This is a genomic window from Legionella gratiana (assembly GCF_001467695.1).
GTDB classification, from domain to species: domain Bacteria; phylum Pseudomonadota; class Gammaproteobacteria; order Legionellales; family Legionellaceae; genus Legionella; species Legionella gratiana.
Genome location: NZ_LNYE01000022.1, coordinates 1 through 20225, shown reverse-complemented (window position 1 = coordinate 20225; position 20225 = coordinate 1). Strand labels below are relative to the sequence as shown.

Below are 20225 nucleotides of genomic sequence, written 5' to 3'. Positions count from 1 at the left end.
AATCGTCACAGCGTCTATAGGTCTAATTTTGCAGTTAAAGCGTTAGATTCATCTGCCCAAATAACATTAGTTTTTAAGGGCTTAAAAAATAATAGACGTGGCTGACCATTAAATTTAGTAAACTCGTGTTGCTCCTGATTTTTTAGTGTTTTCTGTAAAATTTTTTTTGAGCCTTCATTTAATGGATGAGCTGTAGCAACAATTTCTTTAATGTTCTTTTCTAAAGTTTCATTAGCACTTTCAGAAATAATGTGTTTAATAAATTTTTTTCCTAAGATTGCAATTTCTGTTCCATACCCTTTTCCCCAAAACGCTTGATCAATAATATAAATAAGTTCCCCAACATTAGGATGACCAATTCCTACATTCGAGAAATCTTTTAAAGAATGTTTTATATGGAGATACCCAATAAACTCTTGAGTAGCAGAAAGGTAAATTGAAAACACGGAAAACTTGTTACCGGAGTTCCAGCAGTTCATTTCATCTTGGATAAACTTTTCTACTGCAGTAGGTGTCCAGGGTTCTCCTTCACCAAACAACCGTGTATTTTCAGGGTTTTCTAAAAGATGAATGTATTTATCCACTAGAAAACGCGCTTCATCTTGGTTAAGGGATTTGGCCACCAATCTTTTTGAGCAAATTGTATGTTGATTCAATTCACTTTTAATGATTACATCACCTAGTTTTTTTGATGTATAGGTCACTTGTGTCATAGATGTCTTCCTCGACTTTATTTTTATTAAAGAATGATTCGTTTATTGGGCTTCTGTAAGAGCAGATTTACATGGGTATAAAGGAGTTTGTAATAAAAACTCGTTTACGTTGTGCCTGACTATCTCTTTAAGACAACGATAGTGGCCAAATACTTTTCGTTGGCGTTCGGAACTTGTGCCAAAGTCCAGAATCATTTGCAGTATAGAAAAATAATTTTGATAGCCTAACTGTTTGATATATGGGTTTAATTTTTCAATCCATTCATTGATATCTTCACGCATTAACTTGGTTTTTCCCTCCGTATTCATTACTAATTCAGCATCCAAACCATAACGGATCGCTCTCCATTTATTTTCCCGAGAAAGCCAATAAGGCGGATAAGCTACTGATTCAAGCCAACTTCCATTATCAGCGAACCAGTGCGCAAGAGTATGAATTAATGCAACTAACGCCAATGTTTCCGCAAGTGTTGCAGCGCCATCACATACACGAATTTCCAATGTTCCAAAACCAGGGCTTGGTCTTAAATCCCACCATAAATCTTTAAGCGATTTAATTGAACCGCATAACTTTAATGTTTTATATAAGTTTTCGAAGTCTTGCCATGTGCGGACATGATAGGGCTGCCCTGCAGTCGGAAGAGCCTCATAAGTAGTGGGACGACATGAAGCAAGTCCAGTATCAATTCCTTGCCAAAAAGGGGAGCTGGAGGAAAATGCCAATAAATGAGGTAAAAAATACATGAAAAAGTTATTAAATCGAATGCAATCTTCACCACTGGACATACCGAGATGCACATGAAGACCATATACGCTCATACGACGTGTAAGCCATTGATTGCGATCGATTAAATCTTGATAGCGAGCTGTCGGCGAAATAACCCAATCAACATATCTTGAGAAGGGGTGAGAACCTGTTGTTGAAAATAAAATTCCTAAATTTTTTGTTGCCTCTTGTAGGGAAGCAAGTGTTTTATAGAGATCCTCTTCAACTTCCTGGGTAGTAATGCATTTATCCGTATTCACTTCTATGGTACTTAAATAAAATTCTGGCTTAATTTTTTCGAGGTGGGCTGTAGCACCCAATACATCAGTAGCTCTTGAGCATAAATTATAGTTTTCAGAGTCGATGAGTTGCAGCTCAATTTCTACTCCTAATGTCAAAACGCCATTACTTTTAAAAAAAATTTCCTCCTGCTCAGGCGTACAAGCCAATTGCGAAATATTCTTAGTTAATTTTAAGAGATTGTTCATTTGATTATCCATTTGATAATCCTCCCCTGGTTAATTTTTTAGAGAGTGCTAGTAATTGATGTATTGAAAGCTACTTCCAATATTTTTTGAGAAGATCTCTCTAGGTTGAATACTCAGATACTACAAATACCCCCCATTTTTATTTTTATTCAAATCATTTGTATGCAAACAATTAATTATGGTAACGGGTAAATGAGTTCTTTTCAACTTTTGTATAAACAAAGGATTAGCTATAGAGTCAAGCTATTACTGCATAAGGTGAGTTATTTAACGTCAGTTCGATATAAAAAATAAAGTGATTTTTTATATCGAACTGCTTTTATTTAGAACTATTTAGTTACGTTTATCGTTGTTAAATCAAGTGGCACTCCGATATAGATATGAAGCCGCCGCGATGCCATGTTTGCTCTCGGAATTTCGTAAACCACAACACTAAATCATCATCATTCATTTCTGAAAAGACCCGTTTATAAATTATTTTTATTCGTTCTTTTGGGCAACCCAGACAGTTGCATCCCCACATTCCGGATCTCTAACTTTGTGTATAAGTACTTTAAAATTACAATCTAGAAGGATTTGAGTATATTCTTCGGCAGAAAGAGAAGCATGATATAAATCATGTCCTCCGTTATCACCCCAGACTTCTCCGTATTCGGGTCCTGATGTAAATATTAATAAACCATTTGGTTCCACTAAAGATGCAAGAGATTTTAATGTCATTCGTTGATCATCATGAGGTAAATGGAAAAGGCTGTGCCAGGCAATTATCGCATGAAATTTACCTTGTAAATTTAGAGTACGCATATCAGCAAGCAGCCATTCCCCATTTGGAAACCGCTTTTTGCATAAATGAATCATTTTTTCACTGGCATCAACACCGGTTACTTTATAACCTTTTTTAATTAAAAACTGTGCTATTGGTTCCCCAGTTCCACAGCCAACATCTAATATTTCAGCTCCTGACGAAATATAATTTTGTAATAGCTCTAAATAGAATTTTTCCATATCAAGTTCTTTATTACGATGACTATCAAACCAATCGATAATTTCATCATAAACAAGATAGACGTTGCTCTTATTTTTTTGCTTTATAGTTCTGGTGTCTTCAATAGAATGAATACGGTACTTCAATTGAGTAAAACCACCGCCAATACATTTAGTTTCAATATGATCAAGCTCTATATCATGGGTCAATGGGCCAAATAACGAACAACCAGAGCCCAACAATACTGGAACGATTGTTATCGTTAATTCATTGATTAGATTATCAGCAATAAAGTTTTGGATAGTAATACCGCCATCAATATAAAGATGTTTAAAACCCTCTCTTGTTAATCGCCTGACTAAATCAGTGGGTGCTTCGGATGATGTCGAAACCTTATTTTTTAAGTGGTTAGGTATTTCTATGAGGTGACTACTCATGACTACGATTGGAAGATCATCGTATGGCCAAGGTTCAAACGATAATACCTTCTCGAATGAATGCCTTCCCATAACCAGTCCATCGACTGTTGATATGAATTCTTTATAGCCACCATCTTCGCCTGGCGACACTACCGTGTTTGCTTTTATTAACCAATCAATAGACCCATCATCTCTAGCAATAAAACCATCAAGACTGGTAGCAATAAAAACAGAACATTTGGCTAACATAATGATTTACCTCTTCTATTAGGAATTCACAGCCTCTTCCAATACTACAACAACATGTTCTTTGCCCATATAATGAGAAATTATTTCCTTTTTTAACATTTTTAAGAATCTCCTCTTTAAAAAGCAGGGTACATCTATTTGGTTTGTGGTTTTTTTGAAATTCAGTTTATCTTAACATAGGTCTTAAAGTGTATTAAAAATATTGATCATACCGAGGAAAAAAATGATTGTGATAAAAAAACTAGAGGAATTGCATATGGATGAATTGTCATTCTATCTCAATCATTATCAAGAAACGACCATGTTCATTAGAAATAATTTATACCACTCAGGAATTACCTACCAAGATGCACCATTTCACGGAGAATATTACGGCTCTTTCAATCACAGCCAACTGAATGGTGTTTTAGCTCATTATTGGAATGGTAATGTGATGATGCAAGCTGAAAATTTTGCTGCATTATCAGCATTAATAGATGAATTTAAACGTAAAAGGTCAAGACCAATTGCTGGGATACTTGGTGAAGACTCTCAAGCCAACTTTGTCATTGAGAGGCTTGGCTTACAATCATCACTGTTTGCTATTAATTATCAGGAAAAATTATTCTTACTGAATCTTGAAAAAATGATAGTACCCCAAGCAATTCATTCATATAACTGCTCACTTAAAACAGTGCAAGATTGTGAAGTGGATGTCATAAAAAAATGGCTGATCGCTTATCATATAGAAGCGCTTGGCGACGATGTGAATAATCCCAAACTTGAACAATCCATTATTGATGAAATTCAAGATACTCAGCTTAGCCAAAATCGATGGGTTTTGTTTGTAAATAATACCCCAGTTTCCTTATGTGGATTTAATGCCAATCTACCTGATATTGTACAGATCGGCCCCGTTTATACCCCGCCTTCATTAAGAAATAAAGGTTTTGCCAGAATTGCTGTGTATCTTTGCCTAAAACAAGCTGCCGCCCGACAAGTCAAAAGAGCAATTTTGTTCACCAATGAAAATTCTGCTATTTGCGCTTATAAATCTCTTGGTTTTTATGAAATAGGAAAATATCGATTGGCATTACTAAAATAAATAGTTCCAATTTTTGGACTTGAATGATTTTATATATTAAAGTCAAACTAAGTGAAGGTTGTTTTGAGAAAATAGTGAATCAAGAGCAAATAGAAATTGAACTCGCTTTAAAATGGGCTCTTGAATATTTGGTATCTCACAATGATAGTACCATTATCAGTCATCAAAAAATTACTGAAACTTCTTATTCCGTAGTATATAAAATAACTACCTCAAAAAACACTTTCTACCTAAAAAAAACACCACTAGAATTATCCACTGAATCTCAGATATTAACATACCTGTATGAACAAGACTGCTCTCATATTCCAACACCAATCGCTGAAAATAAACAGTTATGTTGTTTTTTGATGACGTCTTGTGGTGATGTGACCTTACGACAACTGTTTAAAGAAAAAGTTGATGCTGCCCTACTTAATACTGGGGTTCTAAATTACACAAAAATTCAACGAACTGTAGAGAACAAAATACCCCAATTAATAGGCTTGAAAATTCCTGATTGGCGGATTGGAAAAATCCCTTTGTTATATCATGAGTTAATAGATCAAGAAGAGCTGTTACTAAGTGATGGTTTGTCCCAGGAAGAAATTACAGAGCTAGAGAATGCTGACGAATTTGGTACTACTCTCTGTGAATCCCTAGCCAAATATCAGATTCCTGAAACAATGAATCATTGTGATTTTCAGGAAAATAATATGGTGCTCAATCAAAAAACTGGAAATATCAGTATTATTGACTGGGGAGAAACCGTTATCGCTCATCCGTTTTTATCGTTAAGCGGCTGCTTATGGAATATAACTTATTTTCATGGAATAAAACCAGGCGACAAAATTTATGAAGTCTTACAAAGAAAATGGATTTCACCATGGTTAGATCTACATCAAGAACACGATTTATTAGACGCTCTAAAAATTGCCACGCAACTAACTGGGATTTTTGCAGCATTGGGCTATAAGCGAATGTATGATGCGACAATGACTCAAACTCGTACTGTACAACAGGAACATCCCGGCTCTATCGCTGGCTGCTTAAGATCATTTTTAAGGGAGTCACGTTTAGCTTGATAGGTGATTAGGACTTTTGATTTCAAAAAGCTCATCTCTTTTTTAGAAACAAGCCAAGATAAATTATTTAGTTAAATCTATCGAGGATGCTTTGGCGTCAAATACCTTAAAATTAAATAACCGCTAAGTCCAGAAAGTAATGAAGCCAACACGATTGCAGCGTTTATTATGAGATGCAACTGTTGCTGCTGAGCTGGAAACGCCAAGGTTTCAATAAACAGACTCACCGTAAACCCCATACCACAAAGAAATGCTACACCTAACATCTGAATCCAGGTTACATGCTTTGGTAGATGAGCTACGCCTAATTTCGTGCTTATCCAACTTGCAACAAAAATTCCAATTGGTTTACCAATAAATAATCCCAAAATTACCCCAATGGAAACGCTAAGAGATAAATTATTAAGCGTAAAAATTGACAACGGGAAACCCGCATTTACGAATACAAATAATGGTAATACCCCATAAGCAACCCAATCGTCTAACTGCTCCTCTAAACGAGTAAATGATGAAGTTAGGGGAACAGCAAATCCTACAAACACTCCTGCAAGAGTGCCATGGATACCTGAATAAATAAAACAAACCCACAAAAGTATTCCAATAATGGCATAAGGAAAAAAATTACTAACACGAAAATAATTAAGTACAAATAAAAATCCAATACATCCTAAAGAATAAAATAACCACCATAAATTCAAGTGATGTGTATAAAAAAATGCAATGATGATAATGGCACCCAAGTCATCGATGAGTGCTAATGCTAATAAAAAAATTTTTAAAGAAGACGGTATACGTGAACCTAGTAGTGTTAATACAGCTAACGAAAATGCTATATCGGTTGCAGTTGGAATGGCCCAGCCAGGAAAATATTGAGGATTGTTAAAATTGATTACTATATAAATAAATGCTGGAACTACCATACCTCCTATTGCGGCAATAACAGGCAATATTGCTCTTCTATAGGTACTTAATTCACCTTTTAATAGCTCACGTTTAATCTCAAGAGTAATACTTAAGAAAAAAATTGTCATTAATCCATTATTAATAATACTTTGTAAGGAGTTTGGAAAATGAATATTCTCGACTGCAAATAAGGGAGTCGAATAGGCAAAAACAAAAATAGACCTCCACGGTGAATTTTCAAAGAATATCCCTAACGCAGCTACAGCCAATAAAAGAATGCCATCTACTGCTTCAAGCTTAATGAATTTTCTAATCCATGAAATAGCCATCTATTCTCCAACAAAATTCCATCTGCGTCTTTACAGGACTAAGGAGTCGCTTATCTTAACTAAAATCATATGATAAGAGGTCCTAAACTATCTTAGGTAATATAGCAATTGCACATGAAGAACTAGGTTTTTCAAATGTCTTATTAAAAATAATATGAGTGAAAACCAATAACTTCATTTCCAATGCGTATCGAAGATTATAGCAACTATGCATAACAGTTCGCACTTTAAGCTGCTTTTCTAACATTGGAAGAATTACTCAAAATTATTATTTGAATAATCAACAACTTGAAGTTCATGCTCTCTATTTAATAAACTGTCCGGGACCTTGCCTGTGAATTGATTATGATCAAGACGCAATACTTGCAGGTTAGCTATATTGCCAATGTCAACAGGAAGTGTACCTTCCAACGCATTATGTTCAACACGCAATGTTTTCAGAAAGTGGAGTTTTGTGATTGTATCCGGCAGAATCCCACTGAATTGATTGTGTCCAATATAAATATGTTCCAAATGCATTAGTTGTTCTATTTTAGTGCTTATGGAACCTGAAATATGGTTGTTAAATAAATAAAGTTCTTTCAAATTCTTAAGCATATAAAGAGAATCGGGCAGGATTCCATTCAGTTTATTATCATCAAGTCGTAATATTTCAAGTTGGTGTAAATTCCCGATGGAGGACGGAATAGCTCCCGATAATTTATTGACATGTAAATCAAGCCATTTCAAATTTTCAACGTCACCAATACTGTCAGGAATCTCACCGCCTATCTGATTGGATTTAAGCCAAATATTTTCAAGTTTTTTGCATTGACCTATCGTTGCAGGAATACGCCCTCCTATGTGATTAAAGCTCAGGTATAGTGTTTTCAGCTCTGTTAAATTACATAGTGTCTCTGGCAACGATCCCTCTAGCCCATTATCATACAGCTGCAGTTCCGTTACATGCCCATTTGTATCACATAGTACCCCATGCCATTCACAGTATGAAATGGAATCAGAAAGCCAATTATCTTGTCTAATCCAATTTGACCCGTTAGTTGCTTTGTAAAAATTCTCAAGTTCTAACCGTTCATGCGGATAATTTGTATCTGCAAAAAGAGCATTTGAAATTAACGTTGCAGCTACTCCAAAAAAGAATACTTGTTTACCAGAAGATTTTAGCAATCTAAAAAGGACGTTGAAAAAGGAATGGATCGTTATTAGCATGGAACTCTCTTGCAAATTACTTGAGACAGTATAAATATCGAACAATTTAATGTCAAATAGGTAGGACAAACTAAGCCAGGTTTGTACTGTGAAAGTAAGACCTTAAAAAGTGTCCCCCAGAAGACGGATTCATAATATAACTTGATGAAACCCCTTGAGATTTAAAAAATAACGAGTCGCTTTAAGTTCGCCTGTTCGTTTGAGAATATTTTTTTAACTAAGTCATTTTTACTTGCTAAACCTAATTATTGATAATACTCGTAAAAGAGACTCCACCTTTCGAAGACTTAAATTAACTAAACCTTGGGAAAGCTCTGCGGCGTACTCGAATAAAATATCAACTTTGAATTAGAGTAATCTTCTAATTACAATGACTACAAAAAGTACTGATATCAATATTACTCCCACAAAAAATAATCCCTACCCTTTTTCCATGAAGCTCATTTTTTAAAGGACCAAGACATGCGGCAATACCGGCTGCACAAGCTGGCTCAACCATCATTTTAAGTTCTTCTGCAATTAATTTCATTGCAGTAATCAGTTCCTGATCACTAACGGTTACTAATTTATCGACATTCAGTTTACATAAATGGAAGCTATAGGGTTCCGCTTTAGGTGCACCAAGGCTGTCTGCAATAGTTTGAATTTTATTAATAGCCATTGGTTGATTCGCTTTGAAACTTCGATTCATTGTATCTGCACCTTCTGGCTCAACTCCATAGATTTTGCAAGATAGTTGGGCTTGCTTGAATGCATTTGAAACCCCGGCGCATAAACCACCACCTCCTATAGCTATAACAACAGCATCTAATCCTTTAGTTTGTTCCGCAAACTCCAAACCCAATGTAGCAGTTCCCAATGCAGTATGATAACCTTCAAATGGATGAATAAAGGCTCGAGCCTCCTGCTTTGCAATTTCTTGAACCATGTTAAAGCCTTCATTAATGGTGTCACAATAAATTATTTCGGCACCATAAGATTGACAACGTTGAACCCGAAATTTGTTAGCTGTTTTTGGAATAACAACTTTCGCATTAATACCTAATTGTTTTGCAGCATATGCTACTGCAATTGCATGATTTCCAGCACTTATAGCAGTAACTCCCTTTTTTAATTCACTAGCCTTTAGAGCCATCATGTTTAATAAGGCGCCACGAAGTTTAAAACAACCACCATATTGAAGTGTTTCAAGCTTGAGAAATAATTCAGTATTCTTTTCAAAAAGATTATCTTTTTCTTGCCCCTTCCATTCCCAAACAGGAGTTAGCAAAATTTTATCACCAAGAAGTTTTCTGGCTTCGCGAATTTCATCTAGATTTGGAATTTTAATTGCTTCAGTCATAAATAGTGCCTTATGTTAAAATCAGCCTACTTGGGGCATTTCCAAGCGACTAATCTGGTTTAATGCCATCCTAATCCGGCCGATATCGCACAAAAAAGGACAACAATCCATGCTGGAACACGCCAAAATTGCAGCAAAAGAAAAGCGGTCATTGCTAACAAATAATCATTTAACGAGAAAATCGCGCTGGTCCAAACGGGTTGATAGAATGCTGTTAATAACAAACCAACAACGGATGGATTAATTCCCAGTATGGCTTTTTGCATGGAGGGGTGTTGACGCAGGTTTTCCCATAAAGGTAATGCTCCAATTATCAATAAAAACGAAGGCAGAAAAATAGCACCTAAGGCAATAGTTGCCCCAAGCCATCCATTTGGGGTACTTGTCGATACTGCTCCAAGGAACGCTGCAAACGTAAAAAGAGGGCCAGGTAATGCTTGTGCGGCACCATATCCCGCAAGAAAAAGAGAATTATCGACCCAACCATTCGGAACAACCTTGGCTTGTAATAGAGGTAAAACCACATGTCCCCCACCAAAGACCAAAGAACCAGCACGATAAAAGGATTCAAATAATTGCATAGGATAGTTTGCGATATAAAAAGACAAAAGCGGTAATAGAGTGAGCAATATAAAGAAAGTAAGCAACACAATAATCCCTGTTCGCCTGCTAAGCTTAACAGTCAATTCGCTGCTTGGGAGTGATTGTTCAGGCGAAAGAAAAAACAAACCAAAAAGACCTCCAAGCACTATCATCGCTATTTGTCCACTGGCATAAGGAATGATGCTTGAACCAATGCAAGCCAATACTGCAAGGCTTGCTCTTGTTTTGTCAGAACATAAAGAAACGCTCATGCCCCAAAGTGCTTGAGCAACAACCGCCACAGCAACTACTTTCAAGCCATGAATCCAGGGAGGATTATCATGAATACCCATCTTGATAAGAGCAAGGCCAAATATCACCATCAGCAAAGCAGAAGGCAGAGTAAATCCAAACCAGGCAGCAATGGCACCACGAACACCACCTTTTGACAGGCCAAGTGCAATACCCACTTGGCTACTCGCTGGCCCTGGCAAAAATTGACATAATGCGACCAAATCAGCGTAGGCATGGTCACTCAGCCATTTTAATCGACCTACAAACTCATCACGGAAATAACCAAGATGCGCTATGGGGCCACCAAAGCTTATGCATCCCAATTTTAAAAAAATTAGAAAAATGTTCGTTATGGTTACTCGTTCCTTTTTATACTTTTGGTCAATCAATGATTTCTCCATTAGCACAGAGACTTATCTCTTCTATTCTATGGCTGTTTATAATAATTTAATCTTAAGGAGCAAAGTCTATATTAAAAATATCATTAAAAGATGAACTTGCACAGAAACCAATATCTCCTCCATACTAAATGATGAAAGAAAACAAATATGAAAACAAAACTCACTTCAAATTTGAATGGCACAAGTAGCAAAAGACTTTGAGACAGCTAAAAAATTGCTGTAAGCCAATCATTATTAAGCACCGAAACCGTTCTCGCACGTAAAAAGCCATCCTTTAATTCAAGATGGACATAAGTACCATGATAGCTATAGCAAATTAGCTATAACTATAAGAAAAAAAATATAAAAATGGCTACAATGAATAAACAGCTCTTTGTTGGATTAAATAATGGATAAAAGTTTGAGTAATTTTTTAACATTAGAGCATCAGCAAGCTTTAAGTGAATTAAAAAGCTCACTAAATGGACTCACTACCAGAGAGGCTAAACTACGCTTTAAGTTGTACGGACCTAATAAATTTATAACCAAGCCAGTTCGCTCTCATATTTTAGAAGCAATTTCTCACTCAATAAATCCACTAGTAATTATATTAATAATTGCTGCTTTAATTTCATTTTTTACAGGTACATCAACGAATGCATTTATCATCTTCATAATAATCAGTGTAAGTGTTGTGCTTGATTTTTTTCAGACGCATCGCTCGTTAGTAGCCGCTCAAAAATTACAACAACATGTAGCAATAAAAACCAGTGTCTTACGAAACGGTAAAACATGTAATTTAATCTGCAGTGAGTTAGTTCCGGGTGATGTTATTCTTTTAACTGCTGGCGATATAGTACCTGCTGATTGTTTATTGCTTCAATCTAAAGATTTGCATACTCAACAAGCAGCACTAACAGGGGAGTCTTTACCTGTAGAAAAAGAATCAATTGTACTTTCAACCGCCCCTAAAAATCCTGCTGAAGCAATAAATGCGGTATTCTCTGGTTCTTCCATAGTGAGTGGTCATGCAACTGCCTTAGTTTTGAAAACAGGAAAGCATACTTTATTTGGTGAAATTGCACAGACTCTATCGGTGACTGCGCCTCAAACCGAATTTGAGAAAGGCGTTCTACATTTTAGTTTTTTTATTATGAGAACAGTTATTTTTCTCATTCTTTTTGTCTTTTTAATCAATATATTCCTTAAGCGTCCTGCACTTGAATCGTTATTATTCTCTATTGCGTTGGCAGTAGGTCTGACTCCAGAATTTTTACCAATGATTACAACAGTAACTCTGGCAGTAGGCGCTTTAAATATGGCAAAGCGAAAGGTTATTGTTAAAAATTTAGCAGCCATACAAAATTTCGGTAGTATCGATATTTTATGTTCTGATAAAACAGGAACCCTAACTAAAGGCGAAATGACATTGGAACAATACATCGATATTTTGGGAGGAAAATCCGAATATGTTTTATTGCTCGCTTATCTTAGCAGTTTATTTGCAACAAATATAAAAAATCCTTTAGATAATGCGTTACTAAATAAATCAGGAATTAATCCACTTGATGCAGCAATTCTACATCATGAACACCCTATTCAACAGGGTTATACAAAAATTGATGAGATTCCTTTTGATTTCGAAAGAAGACGCTCAAGTATCGTTGTTAAAAAAGATAAAACCAATTTAATAATCACCAAAGGAGCTCCTGAAAGCATCCTTACAGTTTGTAAAAAATATAAAATTGGAGATCAAAATAAATTAATAGACGACAAAATCAAAGAACAATATTTAAATCTTTTTCATTCATTAAGCCAAGAAGGCTATCGTGTTTTAGCAATTGCATATAATGAAACAAAAATGAAAGCAAGTTATCAGGTCAGTGATGAAACCGATTTGGCCTTAGTTGGTTTTTTAGCTTTTTTAGATCCCCCTTTGGAGGATGCACAAGAGATGATTTCTGATCTTAAGAATGCTGGGGTAAAAGTTAAAATATTAACAGGTGATAATGAGCTTGTTACTCAACATATTGGTAATAAAGTTGGTCTTCTTACTGAAAAAATTCTAATCGGTGAACAAATAGATCAAATGTCAGATTTAACTCTAGAAAAAGTTGTCGAAGAAATTGAAATTTTTGCTCGAGTTTCTCCCCAGCAAAAACAACGAATTATACGGGCACTTCGCTCTAACAATCACGTAGTAGGTTATATTGGCGATGGCATTAATGATGCACCATCGCTTCACATTGCTGATGTAGGTATTTCTGTTTCTGAGGCAGTGGATGTTGCTCGAGAAACTGCCAGTATTATTTTATTGGAGCATAATTTAAAAGTTTTATTAAATGGCATTATAGAAGGACGTAAATCGTTTGGAAACATAATGAAATATTTAATGATGGGAACCAGTTCAAATTTTGGTAACATGCTAAGTATGGCATTTGCAATACCCTTCTTACCTTTTTTGCCAATGAAACCTACTCAAATACTTCTTAATAACCTGCTTTATGATATGTCACAAATTACTATTCCTTCTGATAATGTGGACCCTAGTTTTATTACCAAACCCAAACATTGGAATATCGATATTATCCGGCGCTTTATGATTTATATTGGACCTATTAGCTCTCTTTTTGATTTTATTACATTTTGGGTCATGTTAAGCTATTTTAAAGCATCAGAATCGTTATTTCAGACAGGTTGGTTTATCGAGTCTTTAACAACACAAACACTGGTTATTTTTGTTATTCGTACCGTTAATTCACCATTGAGCAGTAAACCTAGTCTGCCGTTAACTCTTACGATATGTTCAGTAGTTGCCATAAGCATATATTTACCATTTAGTCCGCTTGCAGCTTCATTAGGATTTGTACCTCTTCCTATGACTTTCTTTATTTTTTTAATCTTTGCCGCAATTAGTTATCTATTTCTTGTTGAGAAGATTAAAAGAAAATTGATGATACAATGGTTGAAAAAAGATAAGGATAGTTAATTATGTTCTCAACCGTTTTTTTAAGTGTAGTACCTTTTAATTTTCCTTATACATTGATATAAACAACACATTGGTAAATGATGAATCATCGGATTAATCTCTAATTCCACAAGATGTTTGACTGCCTATAAACAGACTTATCCACAGAAAATGTGAATAACTTAAATGAAGTTGAGGAGATTTAAAAGCGATATAAATCAGACACATCAAGGATGTCTTATATGTTGCTGATTAATCATTAATTATTTGGTAAAAATAGATATCCACAGAAAAGGATATTAAAAAGAATTTAGACCTAGCTATCTTATACAAATAAAAAATAAAAAAATAGTCTTGACTCGAACTATTTTTACCATTTATTTTGACCCGTTGCTTGGTTAAGCTTGGTGTTTAAAAAATAATTCATCCACTTTAGCGCGATATTTTAATACCCTAATTATGCTGCCTGTTAAAAATGAAGAAACAGCCAATTTACTGGTTAAAGTGCTACGCTCAAGTTGGCGTTGTTGGGCATACGCAAGTTTCTATGGTCAATGATAGCCCTCATGGGGATGATGGTGTTTATTTTAATACGACTAATGAAGATCGGGTTCAAACTTCTTCTGTGCCGATGATTGGAGTGGATGATGTTATTTCTTTACCTAAAGGACAAGCTTTTATGATAGTAAATGGTGGAGAACTATACAAAATTCGAATTCCTCTACCAATAAGTTGTAAAAAACAGACTAAAACACCATTGCAAATATTCAGCACCTACTTCAATCGCACTATATGATACAATTTATTCAAAGCATTATATTACAATCACCTAATGAAGATTTAGTTCTAAGGGTATAAACCAGAAATGCACCAGAATGAATACTGAATCAAAACGAATTGAGAAATATACTATTGTCTCTAACACATTAGCGTGTATGAGCAATCAACAATTACAAAAATATTTAAATTATTGGGAAAACAACTAAAACATCCAAGAGCGTATACATAGTCTGAATAACGCCAACACCAGTGTGCTATTATTTCTTGAGCATTTTCCGAGAAATTTACACCAACATTTAAAAGAAGTTTTGTCATCAAGTATCGCTGAATTGGATTCAATTAACCATCTGGAAAAATTGAATAAATCATTTGGAACGGCTTTAGAATTTATGCAAAAAAAAGGTTTTCTTCATATGGATGCTCATTTTCATAACATTTTAGCTGATGAGGATGACATTTACCTCAGTGATTTTGGTTTGGCATTGTCAAAGAAATTTGATTTATCAATAACCGAACATAATTTTGTAAAAGATCATGAATATTATGATCGATGTAGTTATTCAGTCAATGTGCTGCATGGTGTCCTAACTGCCTATGCAGGAAAAGAACATTGGGATAAAACATTAAGTGATTACTTAACAAATAAATTTTCAATTAAGTTGCCTGATAAAATAAATGAAATACTATCTATAAATGCTCCTATTGCGGGAAAAATGCATGAATTTTATAAAGAAATCCAGAAAGATAAGTCAATACCCTATCCATCAAATCATATGAAGGAGATGCTCGAAGTACTGCGACAGAGGGAAATATTATGATTCAAATTGAAAAAATAACAGGTGAGCTAGCTAAAGCCTTGTGTCAAACAATTACTACGGAGTTACCTGAGTACTTCGGATTACCCGAAGCAAATGAACATTACGCCATAGGTGTTACAAAACGTGTAAATTTCGCCGCGAAAAGGAATGATAACCATATTGCTCTCATTTCAATTGATTTTCCTTATCCGAATAATGCCAATATTTATTGGATGGCTGTAAGACCTGATTTTCACCGTCAAGGTGTTGGGAAGCAATTAATAGATGCAGCTTGTCATTTTGCTGTAACGCAAGGTGCTAAAACTATAACCGTTGAAACTCTAAGCCCTTCTGAATCAGAAGAGAATTATCTTAAAACGTATCGGTTCTATCAGTCGGTTGGTTTTAAATCTCTTTTTGATTTAAAACCCGCCGGATATGAGTGGAATATGGCATATATGATGAAACAGCTTAAACCTTTAGCAATAAACCAACAGCCAATTGCTATCAAAGCACTGGCTTTATCTGATATCCCCTTTCTGGTCGATGCCTTTCAAAAAGCAAATTGGCAAAAACCTGCATCATTATTTGAAAAGTATTACCAAGAACAACAACTGGCTGAGCGAGTCGTATGGTTGGCTTATTTTCAAGACCAAATTGCCGGCTATGTTACGCTAAAATGGACATCACTCTATGAACCCTTTGCTCAGAAACAAATCCCCGAAATTATGGACTTAAATGTATTACCCTCTTTTCGCAAATTTGGAATAGGAAGTACTTTACTAACAGTCGCTGAAGAAAAAGCAGCAAGTCAACACTCTCATGTAGGTCTTGGCGTTGGCTTATATGGTGGACAAGATGGGGGCTACGGACAAGCGCAACGACTCTACATCAAACGCGGCTATATTCCTGATGGGCAAGGAGTCACTTATGACTATAAGCCAGTTGCTCCAGGAAAAATGGTTTCTTTGGATGATGATTTGATATTATGGTTTACCAAAAAAGTGAAATAATAAAATGAAATTTCCCTATCAGCTCATCGAATTAACCCATACTTTAGATGAAACCAGCCCTTCTTGGGAGGCAAACTGTGGTTTTTCATCATCAATAGTATTGGATTATGCAGATTGTACTAGCGAAACCTCATTTCGCGTGCAACATCTCACCATGCCAGCAGGAATGGGAACACATATGGATGCCCCCGCGCATTGTTGTCCTGATGGACTATCTATAGACCAAATTCCTATAGATCAATTAGCCGCTCCTTGTGTGGTGATTGATGTATCTCAAAAGGCACATGATCTTTACAGTGTGGCACCTCAAGATATCGCTGATTTTGAAAAAAAGCATGGCCTTATTCAACCTGATTCATTTGTCATCATCAAAACAGGCTGGTCACGCTTCTGGAACAATCCGATTCAATATCGTAACAATCTTAATTTTCCCTCTGTCTCGGCAGAAACAGCCACCTTGCTGGTGTCACGGGGCATTGTGGGATTAGGCATAGATACATTGTCACCTGACAGGCCAGATGTTGGTTATCCTGTGCATCGCATCTTGTTAAGCTCAGGAAGATACATTATAGAAAACATTGCAAATAGTGAACAATTACCCTCTATAGGTAGTTTTGTCATGGCCTTCCCACTGAAAATCAAACAAGCAACCGAGGCACCTATGCGTTTAATTGGATTATTGCCATGAATTATCCTAAAGAAAAAATAGAACCCAATCCTGATGCGCAACAAATCAATGAATGTATTAATTTAGTCACTAAAGTTTTAGGTGACAATCTTTTGGGCGTTTATCTCTATGGTTCAGCCCTTGTGGGTGGTTTACAAAAATACAGTGATATTGACTTATTCGTTGTAACCCATCATGCCACAACCTTGAGTGAAAAGAATGAATTGACGAAACACCTGCTTCACATATCAGGCCTTTACATGAAAAGCGCAAAACGGCCTATAGAAATGACGGTTGTTGAAAAAGGAGCAGTTAACCCCTGGCATTATCCCCCTCGTTTTGATTTTCAATATGGAGAATGGCTAAGAGCTTCTTTTGAAATGGGCGAGATTGAACCCCCGAATCTTGAAATGCCTGATCTTGCCTTGATTATCACTCAGGTTTTATTGAAGAGCCAGACCTTGTTTGGGGAGCAGCCAGAAAAAATTTTAGCGCCAGTTCCCTACGCTGATTTTATTAAAGCGATGCTTCAAGATCTCGATAGACTTGCAGCCGATATCAAGGATGATACTCGAAATGTGCTACTCACCCTGGCACGAATTTGGTGTACTTTAGAAACTAATACAATTTGCTCCAAACCAGATGCTGCGGATTGGGTAATAGAACGTTTGCCCCAAATTCACCAAGGTGTAATGTACAGAGCTAAATCCATCTGCATCGGCGATGAAAATGAATATTGGGAAGATATCAAAGCATCGTTAAAACCTTGTGCAGATTGGATGCTACAGGAAATTAGCACAATCAAATTATCCATAAATCCAAACAAAATAGCCTACAAGGTGAGCGAATGAAAGAACTTACTTTTTTTAAGGGTTATCAACAAGATGAGCAAAAGCGCGCCGCGTTTAATCACCTTGCAGTTAAAACCTTTGATCTATCGTTTGGAGAATGGTACCAATCCAGCTATTGGCGAGATAAATACATCCCCTATACCTTGTTTGATGGGGAGCATGCCATTGCCAATGTTTCAGTAAATATTATGGATTTTAGCATCAAAAAAGAGCAAAATTTAGATGATATTATCCATGCTTTAAGCGATGAAACCATAGATACTGTGCGACTTGGTTTTGTCCCTAAGGATTGTTCATCCTATGAGATAATTCCTATCGATGAAAAAGAAAAAGATGAAATGCTTTTTGTTGAGACAGGCAAAACTGCTTTATTTGATGAAAATCAGTTGATGTTTCCTCTGTTGTCTCATGCATAGATTAAGAGGGCTTAAATATGAAGGAACATAACACTTTGATTTTGTTAAATGAACTATCAAAAAAAATCAATAACCTATACGGCTTTGTCAAAATTGCTGGTGAAAATTTTGGAGAACCGGCAATAAACTCCGGTCCATGTGGCCCTTTTGCTAATGCTTTTTATACTATTTGGAATCAAAAGTTTACTGAAAGAGTAAACATTGCCTTTATCATGGTAAAAAATTCTGATGAGTGTTGGCATGTATTAATTAGGTTACCAAATGGGTTACTTTTTGACGGTGGTATTGGCGTTCATCCAGATGATAGATGGGATAAAAACAAATTTGATATAGTGGATATGTTCCAATATGACCTGCAACTATTAGAAAAGCACTCAGGTGGTTTGAATAGAAAGTATCCTCGATATTGCCCCAATTTTTCTATTGGTGAAGTTACTGATTTGATAACAAATTATATCAATCTGATTGAAGAAAGAAAAAATAGCCCCGGTCATATAAACTTCACAAAATAGATTGATATTTCTGCAACAAACGAGGGAAATAGACATGAATTATGAAATAAGCTATGAATCAAACCCAAAACCAAAAGATATCCAATTATTAAACGATGCTATTACAGCTATAGCCAAACAAAAAAAGGGAATGAAAGCACTGGATTTCTTTGCTTTTTTTATCCGTGATAAGGATAGAACTATAATTGGAGGGTGTGGTGGAGATAATATGTATGGGGGCCTTTTCGTTGGGCAACTTTGGGTAAAAGAAAGCCTACGTGGTATGGGTTATGGCACTCAATTGATGCAAAAAGCAGAAATGCTTGCTCAAGAAAGCGAATGTAATTTTATAGCAGTGAATACATTTGACTGGGAAGCACTCGATTTCTATAAAAAACTGGGATATTACGTTGAGTTTGAAAGAAAAGGCTTTGATAAAAATTCAATTTTTTATTTTTTACGCAAAGATTTACGATGATGTTTTTTAACCACGAAATATTTTGAGAACCATTTAATGAATCGATTTTATATATTAACTGGCTCACCAGGTAGTGGTAAGTCTTCTATATTGACAGCGTTATCTAAAAAGGGCTTTTCAGTGATAGAAGAACCTGCCAGGAAGATATTGGCTCAACAACGACTCATTGATGGAGAGGGTGTTTATGATAGAAATCCTTTTTTATTTAAGGAGCTGATGCTTTCTTGTATGCTCATGGATTATGAAAATGCTTCCAAATATGACATCGTATTTTTTGATAGAGGTATTCCAGACATCATTGCTTATAGTAAAAACTTTGGTTTGAATAGTGGCGCAGAACTTCAAGCGAGTCAGATTTATCAATACAACACTACAGTATTTTTCCTGCCAGCTTGGCAAGACATCTATGTTAATGATGCTGAACGAAAGCTAAGCTTTGAAGAAGCGCAATTATTTGAAGATGACTTGAGACAGATTTATACCAAACTGGGATACCAACTGGTTGACGTCCCATTCGGCCCCATCAAAGATCGGGTTAACTTTATTCTGAATTTAATTCGCGGCAGTAAAGAATGAATATACAACCATTAATAGATAAGCTGAAACTTAGTGAGTTAAAAGTACAGCCTGAATTACTGGGTGTGACCTCCGATTGATGTACTATCCCCTTATAAATTTAGCCGATTTCTGCTAATCCAACAAATTAATGTGATAAACCTCTCGCTCAAGCCTCTCTAAAAAGGAGGCTTTACCATACTCGGGTGCAGCACCCAAATAAATCGTATGCAAGCGTTCCCCTGCTTTATTGTAAAGCGCAATCGTTCCAGTCATAGCTTCTCGCCATCCTTCTTGACACATAAATACACAAGTTCCCCATCAAGGCTCACAGATACCGTCGTTACTACATCATCGAGTTTGGGTGTATCATACATCCAGTCTTCTTCAGTAGTCGTTTGA

At 35.8% G+C, this 20225-nt stretch carries 18 protein-coding genes and 2 pseudogenes; 12 read left to right on the top strand and 8 right to left on the bottom strand.

Features of this window, described 5'->3' with window-relative positions; genetic code table 11:
* Positions 1-14: 14 nt before the first annotated feature.
* The 3 genes from Lgra_RS07975 to Lgra_RS17445 all read right to left on the bottom strand — a co-directional run bounded on the left by Lgra_RS07975 (position 15) and on the right by Lgra_RS17445 (position 3620).
* Positions 15-713, bottom strand: a complete 699-nt coding sequence (locus Lgra_RS07975) for a GNAT family N-acetyltransferase (RefSeq protein ID WP_058498741.1) — start codon at positions 711-713, stop codon at positions 15-17.
* Between the two features lie 42 nt (positions 714-755).
* Positions 756-1979, bottom strand: coding sequence for a carboxylate-amine ligase (locus Lgra_RS07970; protein ID WP_058498740.1), 1224 nt, complete (start codon positions 1977-1979; stop codon positions 756-758).
* A gap of 468 nt (positions 1980-2447) precedes the next feature.
* The gene (locus Lgra_RS17445; RefSeq protein WP_083502879.1) at positions 2448-3620 is read right to left on the bottom strand and encodes a methyltransferase domain-containing protein; all 1173 of its coding nucleotides are present in this window, start codon (positions 3618-3620) and stop codon (positions 2448-2450) included.
* Positions 3621-3843: 223 nt separating this feature from the next.
* Between Lgra_RS17445 and Lgra_RS07955 the strand changes: the two genes are divergently transcribed.
* Both Lgra_RS07955 and Lgra_RS07950 read left to right on the top strand, forming a co-directional pair.
* A complete protein-coding gene (locus tag Lgra_RS07955; protein ID WP_058498739.1) occupies positions 3844-4704 on the top strand; it encodes a GNAT family N-acetyltransferase in 861 nt (286 codons plus the stop codon).
* A gap of 23 nt (positions 4705-4727) precedes the next feature.
* Positions 4728-5768 (top strand): phosphotransferase, encoded by a 1041-nt coding sequence (locus tag Lgra_RS07950; RefSeq protein WP_238584397.1) that lies wholly within the window; start codon positions 4728-4730, stop codon positions 5766-5768.
* Positions 5769-5845: 77 nt separating this feature from the next.
* On the opposite strand, the gene nhaA is transcribed toward Lgra_RS07950, so the two are convergent.
* From nhaA to chrA, 4 genes are all read right to left on the bottom strand, one after another.
* Positions 5846-7000 (bottom strand): Na+/H+ antiporter NhaA, encoded by a 1155-nt coding sequence (gene nhaA, locus Lgra_RS07945; RefSeq protein ID WP_058498738.1) that lies wholly within the window; start codon positions 6998-7000, stop codon positions 5846-5848.
* 255 nt (positions 7001-7255) lie between these two features.
* Positions 7256-8209, bottom strand: a complete 954-nt coding sequence (locus tag Lgra_RS07940; RefSeq protein ID WP_238584396.1) for a leucine-rich repeat domain-containing protein — start codon at positions 8207-8209, stop codon at positions 7256-7258.
* Between the two features lie 361 nt (positions 8210-8570).
* Positions 8571-9551 carry a threonine ammonia-lyase gene (locus Lgra_RS07935; RefSeq protein ID WP_058498737.1) on the bottom strand — a complete coding sequence of 327 codons (981 nt, stop codon included), beginning with the start codon at positions 9549-9551 and terminating at the stop codon, positions 8571-8573.
* A gap of 59 nt (positions 9552-9610) precedes the next feature.
* Positions 9611-10816: a chromate efflux transporter gene (gene chrA, locus Lgra_RS07930; RefSeq protein ID WP_238584395.1), complete on the bottom strand. Its 1206-nt coding sequence runs from the start codon at positions 10814-10816 to the stop codon at positions 9611-9613.
* A 400-nt stretch (positions 10817-11216) separates the two neighbouring features.
* On the opposite strand from chrA, the gene mgtA reads away from it, so the two are divergent.
* The 10 genes and pseudogenes from mgtA (at position 11217) to Lgra_RS07880 (ending at position 19844) form a co-directional block, all read left to right on the top strand.
* The gene (mgtA, locus tag Lgra_RS07925; RefSeq protein ID WP_058498735.1) at positions 11217-13796 is read left to right on the top strand and encodes a magnesium-translocating P-type ATPase; all 2580 of its coding nucleotides are present in this window, start codon (positions 11217-11219) and stop codon (positions 13794-13796) included.
* 423 nt (positions 13797-14219) lie between these two features.
* Positions 14220-14571, top strand: a pseudogene (locus Lgra_RS07920) (type IV conjugative transfer system coupling protein TraD); the annotation flags it as partial.
* Positions 14572-14863: 292 nt separating this feature from the next.
* Complete coding sequence (locus tag Lgra_RS07915) at positions 14864-15373, top strand: BUD32 family EKC/KEOPS complex subunit (RefSeq protein WP_238584394.1); 510 nt, start codon at positions 14864-14866, stop codon at positions 15371-15373.
* A complete protein-coding gene (locus Lgra_RS07910; RefSeq protein ID WP_058498732.1) occupies positions 15370-16365 on the top strand; it encodes a GNAT family N-acetyltransferase in 996 nt (331 codons plus the stop codon). The genes Lgra_RS07915 and Lgra_RS07910 overlap by 4 nt, the downstream gene beginning before the upstream one ends.
* 4 nt (positions 16366-16369) lie before the next feature.
* Complete coding sequence (locus Lgra_RS07905; RefSeq protein ID WP_058498731.1) at positions 16370-17053, top strand: cyclase family protein; 684 nt, start codon at positions 16370-16372, stop codon at positions 17051-17053.
* Positions 17050-17883, top strand: a complete 834-nt coding sequence (locus tag Lgra_RS07900; protein ID WP_058498730.1) for an aminoglycoside adenylyltransferase family protein — start codon at positions 17050-17052, stop codon at positions 17881-17883. Before Lgra_RS07905 ends, Lgra_RS07900 begins: the two co-directional genes overlap by 4 nt.
* The gene (locus tag Lgra_RS07895; protein ID WP_058498729.1) at positions 17880-18299 is read left to right on the top strand and encodes a hypothetical protein; all 420 of its coding nucleotides are present in this window, start codon (positions 17880-17882) and stop codon (positions 18297-18299) included. Before Lgra_RS07900 ends, Lgra_RS07895 begins: the two co-directional genes overlap by 4 nt.
* 17 nt (positions 18300-18316) lie before the next feature.
* The gene (locus tag Lgra_RS07890; RefSeq protein WP_058498728.1) at positions 18317-18811 is read left to right on the top strand and encodes a hypothetical protein; all 495 of its coding nucleotides are present in this window, start codon (positions 18317-18319) and stop codon (positions 18809-18811) included.
* A 34-nt stretch (positions 18812-18845) separates the two neighbouring features.
* A complete protein-coding gene (locus Lgra_RS07885; protein ID WP_058498727.1) occupies positions 18846-19268 on the top strand; it encodes a GNAT family N-acetyltransferase in 423 nt (140 codons plus the stop codon).
* 36 nt (positions 19269-19304) lie between these two features.
* Positions 19305-19844 carry an AAA family ATPase gene (locus Lgra_RS07880; protein WP_058498726.1) on the top strand — a complete coding sequence of 180 codons (540 nt, stop codon included), beginning with the start codon at positions 19305-19307 and terminating at the stop codon, positions 19842-19844.
* A 123-nt stretch (positions 19845-19967) separates the two neighbouring features.
* On the opposite strand, the pseudogene Lgra_RS07875 reads toward Lgra_RS07880, so the two are convergent.
* Positions 19968-20225: pseudogene (locus Lgra_RS07875) on the bottom strand (ISKra4 family transposase); the annotation flags it as partial.